22 protein-coding genes are annotated in these 19341 nt (G+C 60.7%); 8 read left to right on the forward strand and 14 right to left on the reverse strand.

What is annotated here, in order from left to right; all coding sequences use genetic code 11:
• Positions 1-61 precede the first annotated feature (61 nt).
• The 7 genes from NVV94_RS19390 to speE form a co-directional block, all read right to left on the reverse strand.
• Positions 62-859 carry a transglutaminase family protein gene (locus NVV94_RS19390; protein ID WP_258443990.1) on the reverse strand — a complete coding sequence of 266 codons (798 nt, stop codon included), beginning with the start codon at positions 857-859 and terminating at the stop codon, positions 62-64.
• Positions 856-1806, reverse strand: a complete 951-nt coding sequence (locus NVV94_RS19395) for an alpha-E domain-containing protein (RefSeq protein WP_258443991.1) — start codon at positions 1804-1806, stop codon at positions 856-858. Before NVV94_RS19395 ends, NVV94_RS19390 begins: the two co-directional genes overlap by 4 nt.
• Positions 1807-1818: 12 nt before the next feature.
• Complete coding sequence (locus NVV94_RS19400; protein WP_258443992.1) at positions 1819-3228, reverse strand: circularly permuted type 2 ATP-grasp protein; 1410 nt, start codon at positions 3226-3228, stop codon at positions 1819-1821.
• Positions 3229-3608: 380 nt separating this feature from the next.
• Positions 3609-3950, reverse strand: coding sequence for a ribonuclease E inhibitor RraB (locus NVV94_RS19405; RefSeq protein WP_258443993.1), 342 nt, complete (start codon positions 3948-3950; stop codon positions 3609-3611).
• A gap of 197 nt (positions 3951-4147) precedes the next feature.
• Positions 4148-4384, reverse strand: a complete 237-nt coding sequence (locus tag NVV94_RS19410) for a hypothetical protein (protein WP_258443994.1) — start codon at positions 4382-4384, stop codon at positions 4148-4150.
• A gap of 148 nt (positions 4385-4532) precedes the next feature.
• On the reverse strand, positions 4533-6626 hold the full coding sequence (locus tag NVV94_RS19415; RefSeq protein ID WP_258443995.1) for an LTA synthase family protein: 2094 nt from the start codon (positions 6624-6626) through the stop codon (positions 4533-4535).
• Positions 6627-6868: 242 nt separating this feature from the next.
• Positions 6869-7729, reverse strand: a complete 861-nt coding sequence (gene speE, locus NVV94_RS19420) for a polyamine aminopropyltransferase (RefSeq protein ID WP_258443996.1) — start codon at positions 7727-7729, stop codon at positions 6869-6871.
• 146 nt (positions 7730-7875) lie between these two features.
• Between speE and NVV94_RS19425 the strand changes: the two genes are divergently transcribed.
• Positions 7876-8349: a methylated-DNA--[protein]-cysteine S-methyltransferase gene (locus NVV94_RS19425; protein ID WP_258443997.1), complete on the forward strand. Its 474-nt coding sequence runs from the start codon at positions 7876-7878 to the stop codon at positions 8347-8349.
• Positions 8350-8494: 145 nt separating this feature from the next.
• On the opposite strand, the gene NVV94_RS19430 is transcribed toward NVV94_RS19425, so the two are convergent.
• A complete protein-coding gene (locus NVV94_RS19430; RefSeq protein WP_258443998.1) occupies positions 8495-9025 on the reverse strand; it encodes a hypothetical protein in 531 nt (176 codons plus the stop codon).
• A gap of 267 nt (positions 9026-9292) precedes the next feature.
• On the opposite strand from NVV94_RS19430, the gene NVV94_RS19435 reads away from it, so the two are divergent.
• Positions 9293-9571: a DUF3509 domain-containing protein gene (locus tag NVV94_RS19435; protein ID WP_258443999.1), complete on the forward strand. Its 279-nt coding sequence runs from the start codon at positions 9293-9295 to the stop codon at positions 9569-9571.
• Positions 9572-9698: 127 nt separating this feature from the next.
• Here NVV94_RS19435 and mtnC read toward each other — a convergent pair whose 3' ends face one another.
• The 5 genes from mtnC to aroC are packed head-to-tail and all read right to left on the reverse strand — an operon-like array spanning position 9699 to position 13850.
• Positions 9699-10376 carry an acireductone synthase gene (gene mtnC, locus NVV94_RS19440; RefSeq protein ID WP_258444001.1) on the reverse strand — a complete coding sequence of 226 codons (678 nt, stop codon included), beginning with the start codon at positions 10374-10376 and terminating at the stop codon, positions 9699-9701.
• 12 nt (positions 10377-10388) lie between these two features.
• Positions 10389-10934 carry an acireductone dioxygenase gene (locus NVV94_RS19445; protein WP_258444002.1) on the reverse strand — a complete coding sequence of 182 codons (546 nt, stop codon included), beginning with the start codon at positions 10932-10934 and terminating at the stop codon, positions 10389-10391.
• An 18-nt stretch (positions 10935-10952) separates the two neighbouring features.
• The gene (locus NVV94_RS19450) at positions 10953-11573 is read right to left on the reverse strand and encodes a methylthioribulose 1-phosphate dehydratase (RefSeq protein WP_258444003.1); all 621 of its coding nucleotides are present in this window, start codon (positions 11571-11573) and stop codon (positions 10953-10955) included.
• Positions 11570-12727, reverse strand: a complete 1158-nt coding sequence (locus tag NVV94_RS19455; RefSeq protein ID WP_258444004.1) for an MFS transporter — start codon at positions 12725-12727, stop codon at positions 11570-11572. The genes NVV94_RS19450 and NVV94_RS19455 overlap by 4 nt, the downstream gene beginning before the upstream one ends.
• A gap of 31 nt (positions 12728-12758) precedes the next feature.
• Positions 12759-13850 (reverse strand): chorismate synthase, encoded by a 1092-nt coding sequence (gene aroC, locus NVV94_RS19460; RefSeq protein WP_258444005.1) that lies wholly within the window; start codon positions 13848-13850, stop codon positions 12759-12761.
• A 138-nt stretch (positions 13851-13988) separates the two neighbouring features.
• On the opposite strand from aroC, the gene NVV94_RS19465 reads away from it, so the two are divergent.
• Together NVV94_RS19465 and NVV94_RS19470 are read left to right on the forward strand one after the other, a co-directional pair.
• A complete protein-coding gene (locus tag NVV94_RS19465) occupies positions 13989-14951 on the forward strand; it encodes an alpha/beta hydrolase (RefSeq protein ID WP_258444006.1) in 963 nt (320 codons plus the stop codon).
• Positions 14952-15057: 106 nt separating this feature from the next.
• Positions 15058-15849 (forward strand): hypothetical protein, encoded by a 792-nt coding sequence (locus NVV94_RS19470; RefSeq protein WP_258444007.1) that lies wholly within the window; start codon positions 15058-15060, stop codon positions 15847-15849.
• Positions 15850-15963: 114 nt separating this feature from the next.
• Here NVV94_RS19470 and prmB read toward each other — a convergent pair whose 3' ends face one another.
• Positions 15964-16872 carry a 50S ribosomal protein L3 N(5)-glutamine methyltransferase gene (gene prmB, locus NVV94_RS19475; RefSeq protein WP_258444008.1) on the reverse strand — a complete coding sequence of 303 codons (909 nt, stop codon included), beginning with the start codon at positions 16870-16872 and terminating at the stop codon, positions 15964-15966.
• Between the two features lie 188 nt (positions 16873-17060).
• Here prmB and NVV94_RS19480 point away from each other — a divergent pair, with 188 nt between their 5' ends.
• The 4 genes from NVV94_RS19480 to folE all read left to right on the forward strand — a co-directional run bounded on the left by NVV94_RS19480 (position 17061) and on the right by folE (position 19338).
• Positions 17061-17654, forward strand: coding sequence for a cysteine hydrolase family protein (locus NVV94_RS19480; RefSeq protein WP_258444009.1), 594 nt, complete (start codon positions 17061-17063; stop codon positions 17652-17654).
• A 132-nt stretch (positions 17655-17786) separates the two neighbouring features.
• Positions 17787-18107 carry a hypothetical protein gene (locus NVV94_RS19485; protein WP_258444010.1) on the forward strand — a complete coding sequence of 107 codons (321 nt, stop codon included), beginning with the start codon at positions 17787-17789 and terminating at the stop codon, positions 18105-18107.
• Between the two features lie 56 nt (positions 18108-18163).
• Positions 18164-18721, forward strand: a complete 558-nt coding sequence (locus NVV94_RS19490; protein ID WP_258444011.1) for a Smr/MutS family protein — start codon at positions 18164-18166, stop codon at positions 18719-18721.
• Positions 18722-18792: 71 nt separating this feature from the next.
• Complete coding sequence (gene folE / locus NVV94_RS19495; protein WP_258444012.1) at positions 18793-19338, forward strand: GTP cyclohydrolase I FolE; 546 nt, start codon at positions 18793-18795, stop codon at positions 19336-19338.
• Positions 19339-19341: the final 3 nt, after the last annotated feature.

The raw sequence follows: 19341 nt of genomic DNA on the forward strand, positions 1-19341 counted from the left end.
ACCGCGGTCCTTGTGGGAGCGGGCTTGCCCGCGATGCAGCGCTAGCTGCCAATGGCATCACTCACTGTTGCTGCACGCTCAACGTCGGCGTAACCAGCACCTTGGCATGCATCTGCTCGAACCCGCCGCCACGGCGCATGCCGCGAACCGGGCAGGCATCGAGGTAATCCAGGCCCACGGCCAGCTTCAAATGACGCTCTGGCCGCGCCAGCTGGTTGGTCACATCGAAACTGTACCAGGCGTCATCCAGCCAGGCCTCCGCCCAAGCATGGCTGGCCAGGTGCTCGCTTTCGGCACTGAACAGATACCCCGACACATACCGCGCCGGAACGCCCAGGCTGCGTGCGCAGGCCAGGAAGGCATGGGTATGGTCCTGACACACGCCTACACGCCCGGCGAAGGCCTCGGCGGCGCTGGTGTCCACTTCGGTGGTGCCCGGTTTATAAGCCATGTGCTGGTTGAGCGCCTGCATCAGGTCGATCAGTGCCGAGCGATTCTTGCGTTTGCGGCACTCTTTGGCGGCAAAACTGCGCAGCGCCTCGTCGGCCTCGGTCAGCCGGGTAAAGCGCAGGAACGGCAAGGCCGACTGACTCTCATGTTCAGCCTCTTGCGTTTCGTCGATTTCCACCTGGCCGCGCGCACCGATAATGATCGCGTCATGGGGCTCATCCAGAGTGAGCACATGCAGGATATTGCCGAACGGGTCCAACTGCGCCCGCACCGGGCGCGGCAGATCGAGCTGCCAACTGAGCACCTGCTGACGATCGCTGTCATGGGGGGGCAGGCGCAGATACTGGATGCTTGCGCGTACCTGATCTTCATAGTGGTAGGCGGTTTCGTGGCGAATGGTCAGTCTCATGCTGCCTCCAGGTAAGCGCTGTGAATGGCATTGCCCAGCTGGCGTACCAGCGGGATATATTCGGTCAACCAGGCGTGCAGACCTTCACCGAGGATTTCATCAATGGCGGTGTAGCGCAGTCGGGCATCGATTTCCACCGCCAGGCGTTGTGCCGGACGACCGTTGGCACCTGGCAGGCTCGCCAGGATCTGGTCGATTTCTTCGGTGCAGGCCCGCAGCGAACGCGGCACATCGGCGCGCAGCAACAGCAGCTCGGCCACATGCCTTGCCCCCGGCGCGTCACGGTAAATCTCGGTGTACGCCTCGAACGACGACAACGCCCGCAACAAGGCACTCCATTGGTAATAACCACGGGCTGAACTGTCGCTGACCGCTTCGGCCTCGTCGCCGAGCATCTCGTAGCGGGCGTCGAGCAGGCGCAAGGTGTTGTCGGCCCGTTCGATAAAGGTTCCCAGGCGAATGAAACGAAAGGCATCGTTGCGCATGATGGTGCCGTAGCTGGCGCCTCGGAACAGGTGTGAACGCTCCTTGATCCACTCGCAGAATCGGCTCATGCCGTAACGGCTCAGCCCCTGCTCGGCGATTCCGCGAATCTCCAGCCAGGTGGCGTTGATGTTTTCCCACATGTCGGCGGTAATCCGCCCACGTACTGCATGGGCACTGGCCCGTGCCGCGCCCAGGCAGCTGTAGATGCTCGCCGGGTTCGCCGCATCCAGTGCAAAGAAGTGCAGCAAGCGTTCGGCGTGGAGCTGGCCATGACGTTCCAGGTAATCATCCAGGGTGCCGGTTATCAGCAGCGGCATGGCCATTTCATCGAGGCCATCGCCTCGGCCGTCCTGTGGCATCAACGACAACGAGTAACTGACATCGAGCATCCGCGCGAGATTTTCCGCTCGTTCCAGATAACGCGACATCCAATACAAATCCGAGGCAGTTCTACTTAACATTGGCAGGCATCCTTAATCCTCTACCACCCAGGTGTCCTTGGTTCCACCGCCCTGGGAGGAGTTGACCACCAGAGAACCCTCACGCAGTGCGACACGGGTCAGGCCACCTGGCACAACCCGGGTCTCGCGGCCGGCCAGCACAAACGGGCGCAGGTCGATATGACGTGGGGCGATACCGTTCTCGACGAACGTCGGGCACGTCGACAGCGACAAGGTCGGCTGGGCGATGTAGGCATTTGGCCTGGCCTTGATCCGGGCGGCAAAGGCCTCGAGCTCGGCGCGCGTGGCGGCAGGCCCGACCAGCATGCCGTAGCCGCCGGAGCCCTGGGTTTCCTTGACCACCAGTTCCGGCAAATGCGCCAGCACATGGGACAGCTCCTCGGGCTTGCGGCATTGCCAGGTCGGCACGTTCTTGAGGATCGGCTCTTCATCCAGGTAGAAGCGAATCATGTCGGTGACATAGGGGTATACCGATTTGTCATCGGCCACCCCGGTGCCGATGGCGTTGGCCAACACCACGTTGCCGGACCGATAGGCCGACAGCAGCCCCGGCACGCCGAGCATTGATTGCGGGTTGAATGCCAGCGGATCGAGGAAGGCATCGTCCAGGCGCCGGTAAATCACATCCACCGGCTTGGGCCCGTCCGTGGTGCGCATGAACACGTGGTCGTCACGCACGAACAGGTCGGCGCCCTCCACCAGCTCCACGCCCATTTCCCGCGCCAGGAAGGCATGCTCGAAAAAGGCACTGTTGAACCGCCCGGGGGTCAGCACCACGACGCTCGGGTTTTCCAGGGGGCTCGAGCTTTTGAGGGTATCGAGCAACAGGTTCGGGTAGTGGTCGATCGGCGCGATGCGCTGGGCAGCGAACAGCTCGGGAAACAGCCGCATCATCATCTTGCGGTCTTCAAGCATGTAGCTGACACCGCTGGGCGTGCGCAGGTTGTCTTCCAGCACGTAGTAAGTGCCATCGCCATCACGCACCAGATCGACCCCGGAGATGTGCGAATAGATATCGCGGTGCAGGTTCAAGCCCTGCATGGCCAACTGGTACTGATCGTTGGCCAGCACCTGCTCGGCCGGAATGATCCCGGCCTTGATGATCCGTTGATCGTGGTAAAGGTCCGCGAGAAACAGGTTCAAGGCCTTGACCCGCTGAATACAGCCGCGCTCGACCACCCGCCACTCACTGGCCGGAATACTGCGCGGGATTGTATCGAACGGGATCAATCGCTCGGTGCCCTGCTCGTCACCGTAGAGCGTGAAAGTGATACCGGCGCGATGAAACAACAAATCGGCCTCTCGTCGCCGTTGTGCCAGAAGCTCCTGAGGCGTCTCGGCCAACCAACGGGCGAACTCCCGATAGTGCGGACGGACCTGGCCGTCGGCAGCATACATTTCATCAAAATAGGTGCGGATCATGCCGTACTCCTTGTCACCCGGACACCAAGGCCTTCGCAAGGCCCGTGCCAGCGGCATAAGCGCTTTAAATTCAAGCAGTTGACGATGGTTCCCAAAAGCGCCGCACCATTGCCGTGCGGTAACTGCGTCAACTGATCATCGAGCGCTCCATTGCGAAGCGTGTAACTACCGGCGTATTGCTATGACCAGCATAGACAGAGTTCATTGGGCTGCCCACGAGATATCGCCGATAATTCATGCACGCCAAGGATCAAACTCCTACGGCAACTCCATTCCGTACTCTTCCCTTTCGGCCACCACTTCGGTGGCCATTTTTTTTTCAAGGCCCGAAAACGACATCGGCCGACCCGAGGTCAGCCGATGCAAGCCGGTGAATCCAATCATGCCAATGGGCGCCTGACCTCCTGCTTGACACCCCAACCTTCGATCTCTCCGCCCAGGGGGGCGATGACGGCTTCGAAGTTCTGCTCGAACTCACCAATACCGCCATAGGTGGCGTACATCACCTTGCTCAATTCAAGGCTCCAGCCGCCGTCATCCCGTTCACTGACTTGCGCACTCAATGACTCTCCACGAAATTTGCCCGCAGCCCTGCGCGCCCGTTCCTCATCCGGGAATATGGCGTAGAACTCGATGGGGTGAATACGTGCAAAGTCGAAACCGCCTTCTTTCATGCGGCGCAGCACACTGCTGCTGATGTCTTCTTGATAGGCTGTGCTCATGAATCGTCCTCCTCAATACCGATGGATAGACTTTCAAACTTCCAGGTCCGGCCCTGAACAGGGCAATTGCCGATCAAAAACCTGGAGCAAGCATGGAGCTGACAAGATCAGATCGTAGCGAGTGATTCGCTGATCTCGATTGCAGAGTAGCGTGAAGCAAGCGCCGGTGCCAAGAGGGCCTGGTTCAGACCAGGGTTTCAAGGCACTTCAACGATGGAAAGGATTTTTACGCCGCTGTTCTCTGCCAGCCATGTCTCGGTCGGCGACGCGGTCCGGTCCTGATAGTCATTGAGATCGATCTCATCCATGACCGGAAACAAATGCGAACGAATCAGCCGCGCGGCTTCTTCGGCGCTCGGGCGTTGATCGGAGGTCGTTTGCAGGCTGGCTGGAGCACCGCTGTTGTCGGTGTAAGTGATTTCCCATTCTTTCATTGGTATCTCCTCAGCAAAGAGAAGCGATGCTGCGTGATACAGGTATACACATTCTTGACCCTGCAAGCCGAACATTCGTTCCACGGGCCATAAGTAAAAAAAAAGAGGCCCGCCCGCGAGGGGCCTCTTCCATTTCAACAGCAGAGGATCAGTCCGGCATACCGCCCACAACACCGGCAGTGTTGTCGATCAGGCTCTTGGTCGCGGTCTGCAGGAAGGACTCCAGCTTGCGCTTGAGCTCAGCCTTATCGGACTCACTGTGGATCAACTCGGACTTCGGATTGGCACCCAGCTCATAGCGGTAGACCCGCGCCGCCATTTCCTTGGGCTCGACCAGGATCCGATTACCGGTGATCAGTGCCACGGTCTGATCGCTGCCCGAGGGCTTGATCACGCCGAAGCCCTTGTCCCCTTCGGGCAAGTTCAGCAGGTCACGGCCCCAGCATTGATGACGCACTTCACCCCCCAGGCGGCCCATGATGGTCGGGACGATGTCGATCTGGGTGCCGACAGTGCTGTTACGCGCGCCGAACTTTTCCTGGATGCCAGGGCCGATCAGCAGCAGCGGCACGTTGAAACGGCCCAGGTCCATTTCGGTGATCTGCTTGTTGTTGCCAAAGCCGTGGTCGCCGACGACCACAAACAGGGTTTCCTTGAAGTAAGGCGCCTTGCGCGCTTTCTCGAAGAACTGACCCAATGCCCAGTCCGAATAGCGCATGGCCGTCAGGTGCAGGTCGAGGGTGCCATGACCGGTCACAGGCTCCACCGGCAAGTCCTTGGGCAGTGCATACGGGGTATGGTTGGACAGGGTCTGCAGCAAGGCATAGAACGGCTTCCCGTTCTTGCCGAAGTTGTCCTCCAGTTCCTGCGCACCACGGTCGAACATGTCCTGGTCGGAAACGCCCCAGGTCGGATCGGAGAAGACCGGGTTGACGTAGTCCTCGCGGCCGATGAAGTTGGTCATGCCCTGGTTGCTGAAGAAGCCCGACTGGTTGTCCCAGGCAAAATTGCCGTTATAGACATACACGTCATCGTAGCCGCGGGGGCTGAGCAACGCTGGCAGGCCCGACAGCTTGTGGCTGCCTTCGGGCGTCTGCATCAGGTATTCAAAACCAGGCAGGTTGGGGAAGCAGGCCATGGTGGCGAACATGCCCTGGTGAGTATGGGTACCATTGGAGAAGAAATGGTCGAACAGCAGGCCCTCTTTGGCCAGCTTGTCGAAGTACGGCGTGATGTTCGCCTCGCTACCCAGGGCGCCGACCGAGTGACCGGCAAAGCTCTCCATCAGAATCACCACCACGTTGCGAATCGGCAGGGTGTTTTCCGCCGGCGGCAGGTAATCACGACGGATGGCGGCCGTTTCGCCGTCTACCAGATTGTCGTTCGACGTCAGCAACAGGTCGCGGACCGTCTGCTGCGCTTCAGGCTGCGGCAACGTGGCCTTCCAGAGGTTGTCGTGGTCTTCGGACAGGCGGCTCTTGCCCGCTTCCACCAGGCTGAGGGTACCGTTGAGGCCCAGCTGGTTGGCAAAGTTCGAGTCAGTGGTATAGGCATCGCCCCAGCGCAGTGGCGGGCCTTGACGCAAGGTGCCGCGGGCGGCGACGACGGCGATCAGCAGGATGACCACGAATACGCCGACGCGGGTATACCAGGGGGCCGCACCACGCGAACCGGCCATGGCCGAGCCGTACTCGTCGCTGGGGCGGGTCAGGCGGTCGATGCCCTTGAAAACCAGGCTCAACAGCCAAGTCACGAAGGCCCAGGCCAGCAGGTAACGCACCACCGGGAAGCCGTACCAGAGCATGCTCAGGACGGTCTTGGGGTCTTCCTTCACGTACTGGAAGACCAGGCCGTTGAGGCGCTGGTGGAATTCGCGATAGAAGTCCATCTCCATCAGCCCGAGGAACAGCGCCAGGCTCGAAACGATGGTCAACCAGACTCGGAAGAATCCGCGAGCGGCCATGACGCGGGCACCGAGAACCGCCAGCAGCATTGGAATGCAGAGATAAACCACCAGACGCAGGTCGAAGCGCAGACCATTGAGGAACGCTTCGACAAAGGTCATGGCCGGCGTATTGCCGATCATCTCGCGGTTGTAAACCAGCAACGCAAGACGCAGCAGGCTGAGCATCACCATGATGGCCAGTGCGCTGAGCAGCGTGTAGGCCAGATGCGATTTGATAGTCGGTTGCAGCAAGCGCGACGAAGCCCGCTGCTGACTCAAGGCGTCCGTAGTAGCCATGTGGTTTGAGGATCCATAGGAAAACGGGTTGAAATTCGAATCGACTTTGCGAAGTGGCAATGCTGCACCATTGCCATATAGATGCACAGCCACTCATCGAGCAGGAAGTACGCGCGCGAATTGTCTTCGATGAAATGTGAAAATTTCGTTGATAGCGCGCTTTTGAAACAAAAATGCGCAGCACCTTGTGGGAGCGGCCCAGGCCGCGAGAGCCTTCCCACAAAGTCTGTGCTGGAAATGGATCAGTCGTTGCTTGGCTTGTTCACTGCCTGCAGCACATATTGTGGCAAGGCGAACGCCCCGATGTGAATCTCGGGGTTGTAGTAGCGCGTCACGATCCCGCTGCCGGCAAAGCGCTGACGCAGGGTTTCCAGCGGCAACTTGCGGTAGGCGGTGTCGGTCGCGCCCCAGGCGAACGTCATGGCCCCGCCGATGTAGGTTGGAACCGCCGCCTGGTAGAAGTGCCAATCGGGGAACAGGCTGCGCATGCGGCCGGCCGTGGTTTGCACTTCACTGAGTTGCATGAAGGGGGTGCCGTTCTGGGTCACCAGAATGCCGCCTTCGTTCAGGCAGCGATGGCAGGCCTGGTAGAAGTTTTCGGAGAACAACACCTCGCCCGGGCCGATCGGGTCGGTGGAGTCGGAGATGATGACATCGAACTTCTCCTGGGTGGTCGAGACGAAACGCATGCCGTCATCGATCACCAGGTTCAGGCGTGGATCCTCAAAAGCGCCCTTGGAGTGGTCGGGCAGGAACTCCTTGCACATATCCACCACGGTACCGTCGATTTCGACCATGGTGATGTGCTCGATGCTGCGGTGCTTGGCCACTTCACGCAGCATGCCGCCATCGCCGCCGCCGATGATCAGCACGCGCCTGGCGGTGCCATGGGCCAGAATCGGCACATGGGTGAGCATCTCGTGGTAGATGAACTCGTCGGCTTCGGTGGTCTGGATAACCCCGTCCAGAGCCATGACTCGCCCCATGCGCGCGTTCTGGAAGATCACCAGGTGCTGGTGTTCAGTGCGCACTTCGTGCAGGAGTTTTTCCATGCTGAAACGCTGGCCGTAGCCTTCGTACAATGTCTCGAGGTATTCGCTCATGGGCAGGTCCCTGGTGAATGCTGGCAACGGACGGTGGCCCGTCCCTGAAGAAAGGCGCGCATTTTACGTCGCCAGACATGACAGGTCGAACACTTGCGCGGCGTTCGCGGTATCTTTATTTATCCACACCCCAGGAAAGTACCAGCATGTACTACCGCTATCACCCAAGCCCCATCGGCCAACTGTTGCTCGCTGGAGATGAAGCGGGACTGCGCCTGGTGCATATGGACGCCGCGCAACCCTGGGAACTGGCTGACGACTGGTACCCGGCGAGCAATCAGCTCGATGCGGCCTGTCGCCAGCTCGATGAGTATTTCGCAGGCCGCCGTGAGCGTTTCGAGCTGCAACTGGCACCCCGTGGCACGCCGTTCCAGCAACAGGTCTGGCAGGCACTGCTGGCCATTCCCTACGGCCGCACCTGCAGTTATGCACAACTGGCCCAGACCATCGAGCGCCCCAGGGCGATTCGCGCCGTGGGCACCGCCAATGGTGCCAACCCGATCGCCGTGATCGTTCCCTGCCATCGCGTCATCGGCAGCAATGGCACGCTGACCGGCTACGCCGGCGGCCTGGAGCGCAAGCAACAACTGCTGCAGCTCGAAGGCGCCTGGCTGATCTGACCGCTAGAGCCTGACGTTGCCGTGCGGGCCGGCAATGGCCCAGATATCCAGCGCCAGGATGATCAGGCCAACCAGGCTATTGAAAGTGGAACCCATGTGATGCTCCCGAGTGATGATATGCATCCTCAGGGTAGTCGGGCGTGCCTTAAACGTGCACGGCAACCCGCAGCGCTTCGAGAGCCGGCGCTGCGGCGATGCCCACTTCGGCGCAGAGCTCCAGCACCCGGGCCACGTCATTGCCGTAGACCAGCACCATTTGCAGTTCATCGTCGAGCAGTTGGCTGAAGTTCATCAGCACATAGCCGCCGGCCTCCTTGTTCATGCTGCCCATTTGCACCTGAATGCGATTGAGCGCCGTCAGCGCTTCGACCTTGGCCAGCTGCCTGGGCTTGATATTGAACGCCACATCCTTGCCGAACGAATCAACGATCTGCGCGAACAGATCCTGATAGCTGTCGGCCTGGAACAGGACCGTGTCCGGCAGGCTGCCGACCACGACCCACTCACCCAGCGGAATCGGGAAACTATCGTCGTAATTGATGTCCGGGTTGGCCACCAGGAACGCCTGCGGGTCGGCGTAGGCCTGGGCGGCCTCGCCGGCAATGCGTTCGATTTCTTCGTCCGGCAGGCAACCCGAGCTGATTTTGCCAATGAGTTCGACGAGCTGGTTTTTCATGCGAGTAGCCTGCAACAAACAAAAAAGGGCGCAAAGGATAGCCGCAAAACCAGCCTCAGGGTTAGTCGGGCAGCTTCTCCAGTTGGCCTGGCAGGGATACCCTGCAAAATGCAGTGTCCGGATCGTCCAGTCATGCAAAATGCACGGAGGATTTCGCGACGCTATTTCATAACAAGTTGATTTAAAAGGATTTTGTAAAAAAGTCATGCTGGCACAATCACTGCACCTATCACTCCAAGCTTGCCCATCAAGCGCCAAGGAGTTGATATGGACCTCATCCAGCAAAAATTCGCTTCATTGTTCTCTGCGTATGAAGTCACTACCCAGGCACGCCCGGATGGCGCTGTACTGTTGACGCTGCGCAGTGCGGACGGCAAACAGATCAAGCGATCCATTTCTTATGCCCAGCTGCACGCGCCGGAACAATTGTCCTGGTTTATCAGTGCACTGCGCCGTGACTTGGCGGAACAGGCCAGTGAGTTGCCGGCCATCTCCATGCTGCAGAGCCAGAATCGCTTTGCGTTGCCGACTTATCATTCGACGTAGGCTTTAAAAGCCACGGCCCCGTTGGGCCCGAGCGCAGCCTGCGGCAGCGGCTACAGGGTTCGGCGTAAACCCGCACATGTAGCCGCTGCCGCAGGCTGCGCTCGGGCCCGAAGGGGCCGCAATAAACTCAAATCGCCGCCACGTCGATCACGGCAAAGCTGGCCACATTAGGGTGCCCGGCCAGCTCCCCACCGTTACGCACCACCCCACACGTGGCCATCCCCGCCTCCTGCGCAGCATCCAGTTCTTCGACGATATCCGAAAGAAACAAGATCTCTTCAGCCGGCAAACCGATCGCCTGGCTGATGTTGCGGTACGACTGCGCCTCGCGCTTGCCGCCCGAGGTGGTATCAAAGTAGTCGGTAAACAGCGGCGTCAGGTCGCCGGCCTCCGAGCAACCGAAAATCAACTTCTGGGCCTGAATCGAGCCCGACGAATACACATACAGCCGATACCCTTCCTGATGCCAGCGCTTCAACGCTTCAACGGCATCCGGGTAGACATGCCCCTTGAGCTGCCCGGCCTTGTAACCCTCGGCCCAGACCATGCCTTGCAACGCCTTGAGTGCCGTGGCCTTGCGGTCCTCGGCGATCCAGCCGAGCAGGATCTCGATGACCCGCTCGACATCGGCGTCCGGCTTGTCCTGGCGTACGGCATCCAGCTGCTGCGCGACCGCAGGCTCGGTGGCATGCTCACGCACGAAATCGGGCAAATGCCGGGCGGCAAACGGGAACAGCACATCGAACACGAAGCTCACCGCACTGGTAGTCCCTTCGATATCGGTGAGGATGGCTTTGATCGTCATGAATGCTCCAGGTCAGTCTTCGAGCCGCGGGAAGCGGTCGGCGATGTCTTGGCCGGTGAAATTGGCGACCCAGCCCTCGGGGTTGTTGAACAGGCGGATGGCAACGAAGTGCGGATGCTCGCCCATGTCGAACCAGTGCGGGGTACCGGCCGGTACCGAGATCAGATCACCCTTCTCGCACAGAACCGCGTACACATAATCGTCGATATGCAGGGTGAACAAGCCACGCCCGGCCACGAAGAAACGCACTTCGTCTTCAGCATGCCGGTGTTCATCGAGGAACTTGGCACGCAGTTCAGCTTTTTGCGGGTGATCGCTGTTCAGGCTGACCACATCGACCGTGACGTAACCGCATTCGGTCATCAGCTTGTCGATCTGCACCTGATAGGCGGCAATCACTTGCTCCTGGGTTGCCCCGGGCTGGATCGGCGCGGCGGCTTCCCAGCGCTCGAAGCGCACGCCATGCTCGCCCAGGGTCGAGGCGATGTCTTCAAGGTGGGTCAGGACCTTGTTCGGGATATCCGGTGTGGACTGGTGGTAGACGCTCAGGCTGCTCATCAGGGGCAACTCCTTTTTCTAGCGACCGGTGACCGATCGCACTTTCAATTCACATTCAAACAGAAACTCGAAGGCCTCGACCTGGCGCAGGGCATCGCTCATGCGCGCGCCCCAGGTATACAGGCCATGGCCACGTATCAGGTAACCGACGCAATCGGGGTGCTGCTGGAGCCAGGGCTGAACCTTGCTGGCCAGGCGTGCGATGTCCTGATCGTTATCGAAAATCGGCACGCACACCCGGGATTCGTGGGTCGACACGCCGCTGAAGGCCTTCTGCAGTTCATAGTCCTCGAACACCAGATGATCGGCATCGGTCAGGCGCGAGAGCACCGTGGCATTGACCGAATGGGTATGCAGCACCGCACCGATCTGCGGGTTCCAGCGGTACAACTGGGTGTGCAGCAAGGTCTCGGCCGAGGGCTTCTTGCCCGCTTCCAGGCTGTTGCCATCCAGGTCGGTGGCCAGCACGTCATCGAGGCCCAGCTGGCCTTTATGTTTACCGGATACGGTCAACAAGGCCTCATCGGCCGACAGACGGGTCGAATAGTTGCTGCTGGTCGCCGGCGACCAGCCACGACCATAAAGAAAACGCCCGGCGTCGATAATTTCCCGGGCCAGTTGTTCACGGGTAAGGCTCATGCCCTGTCCTCTTTCATTCGAGTAGCAATCATAACGGCTGCAGCCAAGGCTGCGACGCTGGCAATACTAAAAGTGGTGGCGGGGCCCAAGGCATTCCAGCTATAGCCCGAATACAACGCGCCCAGGGCGCCGCCGGTTCCGGCCAGTGCCGCATAAAGCGCCTGGCCCTGGCCCTGCTGGCGCGCACCGAAGCTACGTTGGACGAAATGAATGGCAGCAGCGTGAAAACTGCCAAACGTGGCCGCGTGCAGTACCTGCGCCAACAACAGCACCCACAGATGTTCGGCGAAACTGCCCAGCAGCAGCCAGCGCAGCGCCGCCAGCAGGAAACTCGCCAGAAGCACCTTGCGCACCGATACCCGCGCCAGGATCCAGCTCATGGCCAGGAACACCAGCACTTCGGCCACCACGCCCAGGGCCCAGAGCATACCGATCACGCCCCGGCTGTAGCCCAGGTGCTCCAGGTGCAGGGTCAGGAAGGTGTAATACGGCCCGTGGCTCAACTGCATCAGCCCCACACAGCCGCAGAAGGCCAGGACACCGGGGCTGGCCAATTGCTTGAGAAACCCCTCGCCCGCCGGGCGATTGTCCGTGGCCGGCGGCTGGGCATTGGGCACCCACAGGCTGCTGACCACGATGCCGGCCATGATGACCACCAGGGCCACGGGATAGATATCCAGGCTCAACCATTCAAACAGCCGGCCCAGGCCGACCACCGTGAGGATGAAGCCGATCGAACCCCAGAGGCGAATCTGGCTATAGCGCGCGGTTTGCCCCTGCAGGTGAGCCAGGGTAATGACCTCGAACTGTGGCAACACCGCATGCCAGAAAAACGCGTGCAGGGCCATGACCATGGCGAGCCAGGCGTAGCTCTTGCTGATGAAGATCAGGGAAAAGGTGAACAGCGTGCAGACCGCGCCGAAGCGCACAATGGCCAGGCGCCGCCCGGTGTAATCGCCCAGCCAGCCCCACAGGTTCGGCGCCACGCAACGCATCAGCATGGGGATGGCCACCAGCTCGCCAATGCGCGCGCTGGAAAAACCCAGGTAGTCGAAATACAACGCCAGAAACGGCGCGGTCGACCCGAGCAAGGCGAAATAGAAGAGGTAGAAACTGGACAAGCGCCAGTAAGGGATCGGCGCCACGGCGGTCATACCGCCGCAGCGTGGTTGCCGCCATCACCCATTACAGTTGACCCAGGACCGGTGTGGTCACGCGTACGTCGGCGTTCTGGCCACGGTGGCGCAGCAGGTGATCCATCAGGACGATGGCCATCATCGCTTCGGCGATCGGGGTAGCCCGGATACCGACGCAAGGGTCGTGACGGCCCTTGGTGATGACTTCGACCGGATTGCCATGCACATCGATCGAGCGCCCGGGCGTGGTGATGCTCGAGGTCGGCTTGAGCGCCAGGTGAGCAACGATCGGCTGGCCGGAAGAAATCCCGCCGAGGATGCCGCCGGCGTTGTTACTGAGGAAGCCTTCGGGGGTCATCTCGTCGCGATGCTCGGTGCCACGCTGGGCGACACTGGCGAAACCCGCACCGATTTCCACGCCCTTGACCGCATTGATGCTCATCAAGGCATGGGCCAGTTCGGCATCCAGGCGGTCGAAAATCGGCTCGCCCAACCCCGGCATCACCCCTTCGGCAACCACGGTGATCTTCGCCCCGACCGAGTCCTGGTCGCGGCGCAGTTGGTCCATATAGGCTTCCAGCTCCGGGACCTTGTCCGGGTCGGGGCTGAAGAATGCATTCTGCTCCACCGACTCCCAGGTCTTGAACGGAATCTCGATCGGGCCCAGCTGGCTCATGTAGCCACGGATGCGGATGTCCTGGCTGGCCAGGTATTTCTTGGCGATGGCACCGGCGGCCACGCGCATGGCGGTTTCGCGCGCCGAGCTGCGGCCACCGCCACGGTAGTCGCGCTCACCGTACTTGTGGTGATAGGTGTAATCGGCGTGGGCCGGGCGGAACAGGTCCTTGATTGCCGAGTAATCCTTGGACTTCTGGTCGGTGTTGCGGATCAACAGGCCAATGGCGCAGCCCGTGGTGCGCCCTTCGAAAACGCCAGAGAGGATTTCCACCTCGTCGGCTTCCTGGCGCTGGGTGGTATGGCGACTGGTACCGGGCTTGCGCCGGTCCAGGTCATGCTGCAGGTCCTGCAGCGACAGTTCGAGCCCCGGCGGGCAGCCGTCGACAATGGCGACCAACGCCGGGCCATGGCTTTCGCCAGCGGTGGTGACAGTGAACAGCTTGCCATAGGTATTGCCGGACATGCAGGACGCTCCGCGAAATCAGCCTAATTTAACCAAGGCCGCCAGTATACGCAGGCTAACCGGTCAGTTCATCCCTTGCTCCAGCGAACCTTCCTCCGATTGCCGAGTCCTATGGTCACTCTGACGAATGATGGCTTGATGATGTTGCGGATTGTTACCCTTGCCCTTTTGTTGTGCTGCGGCCTGGCCCAGGCTGCCAGCCCCAGCGTGCTGCAGCGGCCGATCAGCCTCGACACCGGCAGCGGCGTGCTCAAGGGCAGCTTGCTGTTGCCGCGCTCGAATAGCCCGGTCCCGGTGGTGTTGATCATTGCCGGCTCCGGCCCGACCGACCGTGACGGCAACAACCCGGCCGGTGGGCGTAACGACAACCTCAAGCGCCTGGCCCTGCTGTTGGCCAAGAACCAGATCGCCAGCGTTCGCTACGACAAGCGCGGGGTCGCCGAGAGTTTTGCTGCCCAACCCGACGAGCGCAAACTCAGCGTGGACGGTTACGTCGCCGATGCCGTGGCCTGGAGCCGCAAGCTCAAGGCCGACCCACGGCTGGGCCCGCTGATTCTGCTGGGCCACAGCGAAGGCGCACTGATCGCAAGCCTGGCTGCCGCACAGGTCGACGCCAAAGCCGTCATCTCCCTGGCCGGCAGTGCGCGGCCAATCGACCAGGTGTTGCGCGAGCAATTGCAGGCGCGCCTGCCGCGCCCGCTGCTGCCACGCGCACTTCAGCTGATCGACAGCCTCAAGGCCGGCCAGACCGACGCCAATGTCCCGGCACAATTGAACGTGATCTTTCGCCCCAGCGTGCAACCTTACCTGATCTCGCTGTTTCGCCAGGACCCGGCAGCCGCCTTCGCTCGCCTGAAAATGCCAGCGCTGATTGTCCAGGGGCGCAACGACATCCAGGTCGACGTCAAGGACGCCCAATTGCTCAAGGCTGCCAAACCCGATGCGGAACTTGCCGTGATCGATGGCATGAATCACACGCTGCGCATTGTCCCCGCTGATCTGAAAAAGCAGCTGGACTCGTACGACGATCCCGCCTTGCCCCTGGCCTCTGAAATGAGCCGGCGTGTCATTGGCTTTATCCAGGCGTTGCCGGCAACTTGAGCGTATTGGCGCAGAAAACGCCCTCCAGTCCTGGGAATTTTGGCCGATAAGCCAATGCTGGCACTCAGTTCGTTGCCGGCTTGCTGCGCGAAAGAGGATCGCCGTGATGACTGACGCCCACCCCCAGGACACCGCTGATATCGCTGCCGAGCCCACGGAGCCGCTGGCATTGCCCTGGGCTGACGTTGTGCCCGAGCAATTCCATATGCTGCGCCTGGCACCGTTGCCGACCGACCGCAGCACCGGCGGGCGCCCGCTGCGCTTCGTTCAATATGGCCACGCCGAACGTCACAACAAGGATCACAGCCTGCTGCGCCTTGCTGTCCAGCTACCGGGGCAGCGGGTTCGCAAGGAACAGAACCATCTGGATATCTGGGTCGACCATCAGACCCACCGCGTCCGTTTCGGCCCGGACAGCGGCCTGCAGATGGAGCCGCTCAACCGCGGGCTGGGACGTTTCCTGATCGCCCAAGGCGTTATCTGGGCGCAGAAAAAATGGTCGCACTATCGCTTCGATGGCGCTGCCTTGCCGAGCAAGGATGGCTTGAACGAGGATACCCGCCTGCGCCGCGACCACGTCTTGAGCAGCCACGGCCTGACCGTGGAGTACGCTGACCCGCAACACCTCAAGGCACGTTTTGAACACGTTCAGGTCGGCGAGCTGGCCGCGAACTGGAACAGCGAGAAGGTGCAGTTGGTGGAAATCCTCGACGCCGCGAACATGCTGCAACAGGCCGACCAGAACCTGTTGGAGCAAGAGATAAAACTGCGCGAGCAGGAAGAACGGGTCAACCAGTACAAGCGTGAAGACACCGGGCTGCGTTTCACCATCACCTGCCTGGTGGCCTTTGCGGTGTTTCAGGCGGGGTTGTTGATCTGGATTGCGACGCAGCGTTGAATCAAGGGGGCCATTTAGGGCCTAATCGCTGGCAAGCCAGCTCCCACAAGGTATGTGCACCACCGGACATTGTGGGAGCTGGCTTGCCAGCGATAGGGCCCTAAAGCCAACCAATCAAACCCGCGAAGCAAACACCCCCTGATGCTGCCGGCACTGCTCGGCCGTCAACATGAACACCCCATGCCCCCCGCGCGCGAACTCCAGCCAGGCGAAGTCCACTTCCGGGTAGAGCTCCTGGACATGCACCTGGCTATTGCCGACCTCGACGATCAGCAAGCCCTTCTCGTTAAGATGGTCGGCAGCTTCGGCAAGCATCCGCCGCACCAGGTCCAGGCCATCGTCGCCGCAGGCCAGGCCCAGTTCCGGCTCGTGATGATACTCCTCGGGCATGTCGGCAAAGTCTTCGGCATCGACATACGGCGGGTTGGACACGATCAGGTCGAACCGCTGGCCCGGCAGCCCGCTGAAACCGTCGCCCTGTACGCCGTAGACCCGTTCCTCCAGACCATGTCGCTCGATGTTCTGGTTGGCGACTTCCAGGGCCTCGAACGACAGGTCGGCCAGCACCACTTCGGCATTGGGAAAAACATCGGCACAGGCAATCCCGATACAACCGGAACCGGTGCACAGGTCGAGAATGCGCGCCGGCTCGGCGGGCAGCCAGGGCTCGAAGCGCTTTTCAATCAGCTCGCCGATCGGTGAACGCGGAATCAGTACCCGCTCATCGACGATGAACGACATCCCGCAAAACCAGGCCTCGCCCAGCAGATACGGCGTGGGGACACGCTCTTCGATGCGGCGCTTGATCAGCGACTGCAGACGGGCGATTTCATCGTCTTCCAGACGGCAGTCCAAATAGCTGTCGGCGATTTCCCAAGGCAGGTGGACGGCTCCCAGCACCAACAGCCGCGCCTCGTCCCAGGCGTTATCGGTTCCATGACCGAAAAACAGTTCCTCCTCATGGAAACGGCTGACTGCCCAACGGATGTGGTCGCGCAGGGTGCGCAGGCGGGAAGTGTTCACGGTAGACTCCTTGAAATACGACCTGCAATTCTAACAGCCAAATGCAGGATTTGATCCCCTGAAGCACTGTTTCGGCGTCCTGGCGAGTGGCTACAGGCCAGTAACCACGCTGCCTGCAACCGAAGCGGTTCACATAAGTGCTCCGGCAGTGGACAATGTCACAAAAGCCCCACTCAAAGGAGCCCCCGATGCCCGTTCCAAAGACGATGTTCCAACTCAGCGGCCGAGGTTATCCACCGGCCACTCTGAAAAACCATGCCACCCTGGTGATTATCGACGCGCAAAAGGAATACCTCAGCGGTCCCCTGGCGCTGTCCGGCATGGACGAGGCGGTTGCCAACATCGCTCAGTTGCTGGCTGCCGCCCGCGCTGCTGGTCGTCCCGTGGTGCATGTTCGCCACCTGGGAACCGTGGGAGGCCTGTTCGACCCTCAAGGCGAGCGCGGCACTTTCATTCCCGAGCTGCAGCCACTGAGCGATGAGCCGATCGTGGAGAAACGCCTGCCGAACGCCTTCAATGGCACCACCCTGCAAACTCTGCTGGAAAAGGTCGGCCACCTGGACATCATCGTCTGCGGTTTCATGAGCCACTCCAGCGTCAGCACCACCGTGCGCGCAGCCAAGGACTACGGCTATCGCTGCACCCTGGTTGAAGATGCCTGCGCCACCCGCGACCTGCCATTCAAGGATGGCGTGATCAGCGCCCTGCAGGTACAGCAGACCGAAATGGCGATCATGGCGGACAACTTCGCCAGCGTGGCACTGACCAAAGATTTGATTTGATTCGCTGAGGACCGGTGGCACAGGACGGCCGCCCATCCGATTAGCCCCCGGCTACAGGGGTAAATCACCTGATCGCCGGAACCACCTTGCTCCGTTTCGGTCAAAGGCCCGATATCCATAGAGGAAATCGGAATGAAGTTATCCGATGGTTTCGACGCCAGACGACTGCGCCCGCGTGAACCGCGTAACTGGCGCATGCGATTGGGCGCGGCATTTTCTGCCCTGCTGGCAACCCTTGGCGTACTGCTGGCCATGGCCGGCGCCGCCAGCCTGCTTGGGCGCCCGCCGGCGTTGGGCGATCTCAATGCGAGCCCCGTGGGCGCGGCGCTGATCCTCGTGCTGGGCTTGTTGCTGCTGTATTTCGGGATCTGGTTGTGGCGAGTCTGCAGACGCCGCATGCGACGCAATCAGGAGCTCAACCTGGCGCCGCACCTGATGAAAAAACATGACTGAGACGGGACTGTCCGTAGAGCGAGTCGCGTAAACTGGACCTCCTAGCGGAGGCTTACATGCAAGACGACGATTTTTCCCTGTTCAAAAGCCAGATGCATGGTGTGAAGCCGATCAAGCATGATCGCGCCGACACCGGCAAACCCAAGGCTGATCGCAAACAGCTGGCCACGTTGCGCCAGGCAGCAACCATTCGCAGCAACGCCACCAACGTTGATGGCCTGTCCGATCAGTTCGTGATCGATGTAGGCCCCGAAGACGAGCTGCACTGGTCGCGCGATGGCGTCCAGGAAAGCCAGATGCGCAAGCTCAAGCTGGGCCAGATAGGTTTCGAAGGCAGCCTGGACCTGCACGGCATGAGCGTCGAAAAGGCCAGGGAGACTCTCTGGGCCTTTCTCGCCGAGGCCACCCGCTTCGAAATTCGCTGCGTACGCGTCACCCACGGCAAAGCCGTGCGCCTGGACGGCAAACGTCCTATGATCAAGAGTCACGTCAACACATGGCTGCGGCAACATCCGCAGGTGCTCGGCTTCACCTCATGCCAACCCCGTCATGGCGGCGCTGGCGCGGTGTATGTGATGCTCAAGCGAACCATGCTCGAAGGTCGTGACGAATAGCTTGTGCTTGCAGCGCCGTCACAGCCGCCGTACCCTTCGCGTTTGCGAAAAAAAACCCCACAGGTAGATCCATGTCCCTGGAACAGCATTACACCGCAATTCTCGGCCAAATCGGCGAGGATGTATCCCGTGAAGGCCTGCTCGACACGCCCAAGCGTGCCGCCAAAGCCATGCAGTACCTTTGCCGCGGTTATGAACAAACCCTGGAAGATGTCACCAATGGTGCCCTGTTCAGCTCCGATAACAGCGAAATGGTCCTGGTCCGGGACATCGAGCTGTATTCGCTGTGCGAACACCATCTGCTGCCTTTCATCGGCAAGGCGCACGTCGCCTACATCCCCAATGGCAAAGTGCTGGGCCTGTCGAAAGTCGCGCGGATCGTCGATATGTACGCCCGCCGCCTACAGATCCAGGAAAACCTCAGCCGCCAGATCGCCGATGCCGTCCAGCAGGTGACCGGTGCACTGGGTGTTGCGGTGGTGATCGAAGCCAAGCACATGTGCATGATGATGCGCGGTGTGGAGAAACAGAACTCGGCGATGATTACTTCGGTAATGCTCGGTGATTTCCGCGATAACGCGGCGACTCGCAGTGAGTTCCTCAGCCTGATCAAGTAATCG

The sequence above is a fragment of the Pseudomonas sp. LS1212 genome, assembly GCF_024741815.1.
In the GTDB taxonomy this organism is placed as follows: Bacteria; Pseudomonadota; Gammaproteobacteria; order Pseudomonadales; family Pseudomonadaceae; genus Aquipseudomonas.

What these genes read in the sequence shown, in the direction of transcription:
- NVV94_RS19455 (WP_258444004.1), bottom strand. Translation starts at nt 12,727, where the DNA reads ATGACCGCCGTGGCGCCGATCCCTTACTGGCGCTTGTCCAGTTTCTAC.
- NVV94_RS19395 (WP_258443991.1), bottom strand. Translation starts at nt 1,806, where the DNA reads ATGTTAAGTAGAACTGCCTCGGATTTGTATTGGATGTCGCGTTATCTG.
- NVV94_RS19430 (WP_258443998.1), bottom strand. Translation starts at nt 9,025, where the DNA reads ATGAAAAACCAGCTCGTCGAACTCATTGGCAAAATCAGCTCGGGTTGC.
- folE (WP_258444012.1), top strand. Translation starts at nt 18,793, where the DNA reads ATGTCCCTGGAACAGCATTACACCGCAATTCTCGGCCAAATCGGCGAG.
- NVV94_RS19450 (WP_258444003.1), bottom strand. Translation starts at nt 11,573, where the DNA reads ATGAGCCTTACCCGTGAACAACTGGCCCGGGAAATTATCGACGCCGGG.
- NVV94_RS19425 (WP_258443997.1), top strand. Translation starts at nt 7,876, where the DNA reads ATGTACTACCGCTATCACCCAAGCCCCATCGGCCAACTGTTGCTCGCT.
- NVV94_RS19490 (WP_258444011.1), top strand. Translation starts at nt 18,164, where the DNA reads ATGCAAGACGACGATTTTTCCCTGTTCAAAAGCCAGATGCATGGTGTG.
- NVV94_RS19480 (WP_258444009.1), top strand. Translation starts at nt 17,061, where the DNA reads ATGCCCGTTCCAAAGACGATGTTCCAACTCAGCGGCCGAGGTTATCCA.
- NVV94_RS19390 (WP_258443990.1), bottom strand. Translation starts at nt 859, where the DNA reads ATGAGACTGACCATTCGCCACGAAACCGCCTACCACTATGAAGATCAG.
- speE (WP_258443996.1), bottom strand. Translation starts at nt 7,729, where the DNA reads ATGAGCGAATACCTCGAGACATTGTACGAAGGCTACGGCCAGCGTTTC.
- NVV94_RS19435 (WP_258443999.1), top strand. Translation starts at nt 9,293, where the DNA reads ATGGACCTCATCCAGCAAAAATTCGCTTCATTGTTCTCTGCGTATGAA.
- NVV94_RS19405 (WP_258443993.1), bottom strand. Translation starts at nt 3,950, where the DNA reads ATGAGCACAGCCTATCAAGAAGACATCAGCAGCAGTGTGCTGCGCCGC.
- NVV94_RS19485 (WP_258444010.1), top strand. Translation starts at nt 17,787, where the DNA reads ATGAAGTTATCCGATGGTTTCGACGCCAGACGACTGCGCCCGCGTGAA.
- NVV94_RS19415 (WP_258443995.1), bottom strand. Translation starts at nt 6,626, where the DNA reads ATGGCTACTACGGACGCCTTGAGTCAGCAGCGGGCTTCGTCGCGCTTG.
- NVV94_RS19445 (WP_258444002.1), bottom strand. Translation starts at nt 10,934, where the DNA reads ATGAGCAGCCTGAGCGTCTACCACCAGTCCACACCGGATATCCCGAAC.
- NVV94_RS19470 (WP_258444007.1), top strand. Translation starts at nt 15,058, where the DNA reads ATGACTGACGCCCACCCCCAGGACACCGCTGATATCGCTGCCGAGCCC.
- aroC (WP_258444005.1), bottom strand. Translation starts at nt 13,850, where the DNA reads ATGTCCGGCAATACCTATGGCAAGCTGTTCACTGTCACCACCGCTGGC.
- NVV94_RS19400 (WP_258443992.1), bottom strand. Translation starts at nt 3,228, where the DNA reads ATGATCCGCACCTATTTTGATGAAATGTATGCTGCCGACGGCCAGGTC.
- NVV94_RS19410 (WP_258443994.1), bottom strand. Translation starts at nt 4,384, where the DNA reads ATGAAAGAATGGGAAATCACTTACACCGACAACAGCGGTGCTCCAGCC.
- mtnC (WP_258444001.1), bottom strand. Translation starts at nt 10,376, where the DNA reads ATGACGATCAAAGCCATCCTCACCGATATCGAAGGGACTACCAGTGCG.
- NVV94_RS19465 (WP_258444006.1), top strand. Translation starts at nt 13,989, where the DNA reads ATGATGTTGCGGATTGTTACCCTTGCCCTTTTGTTGTGCTGCGGCCTG.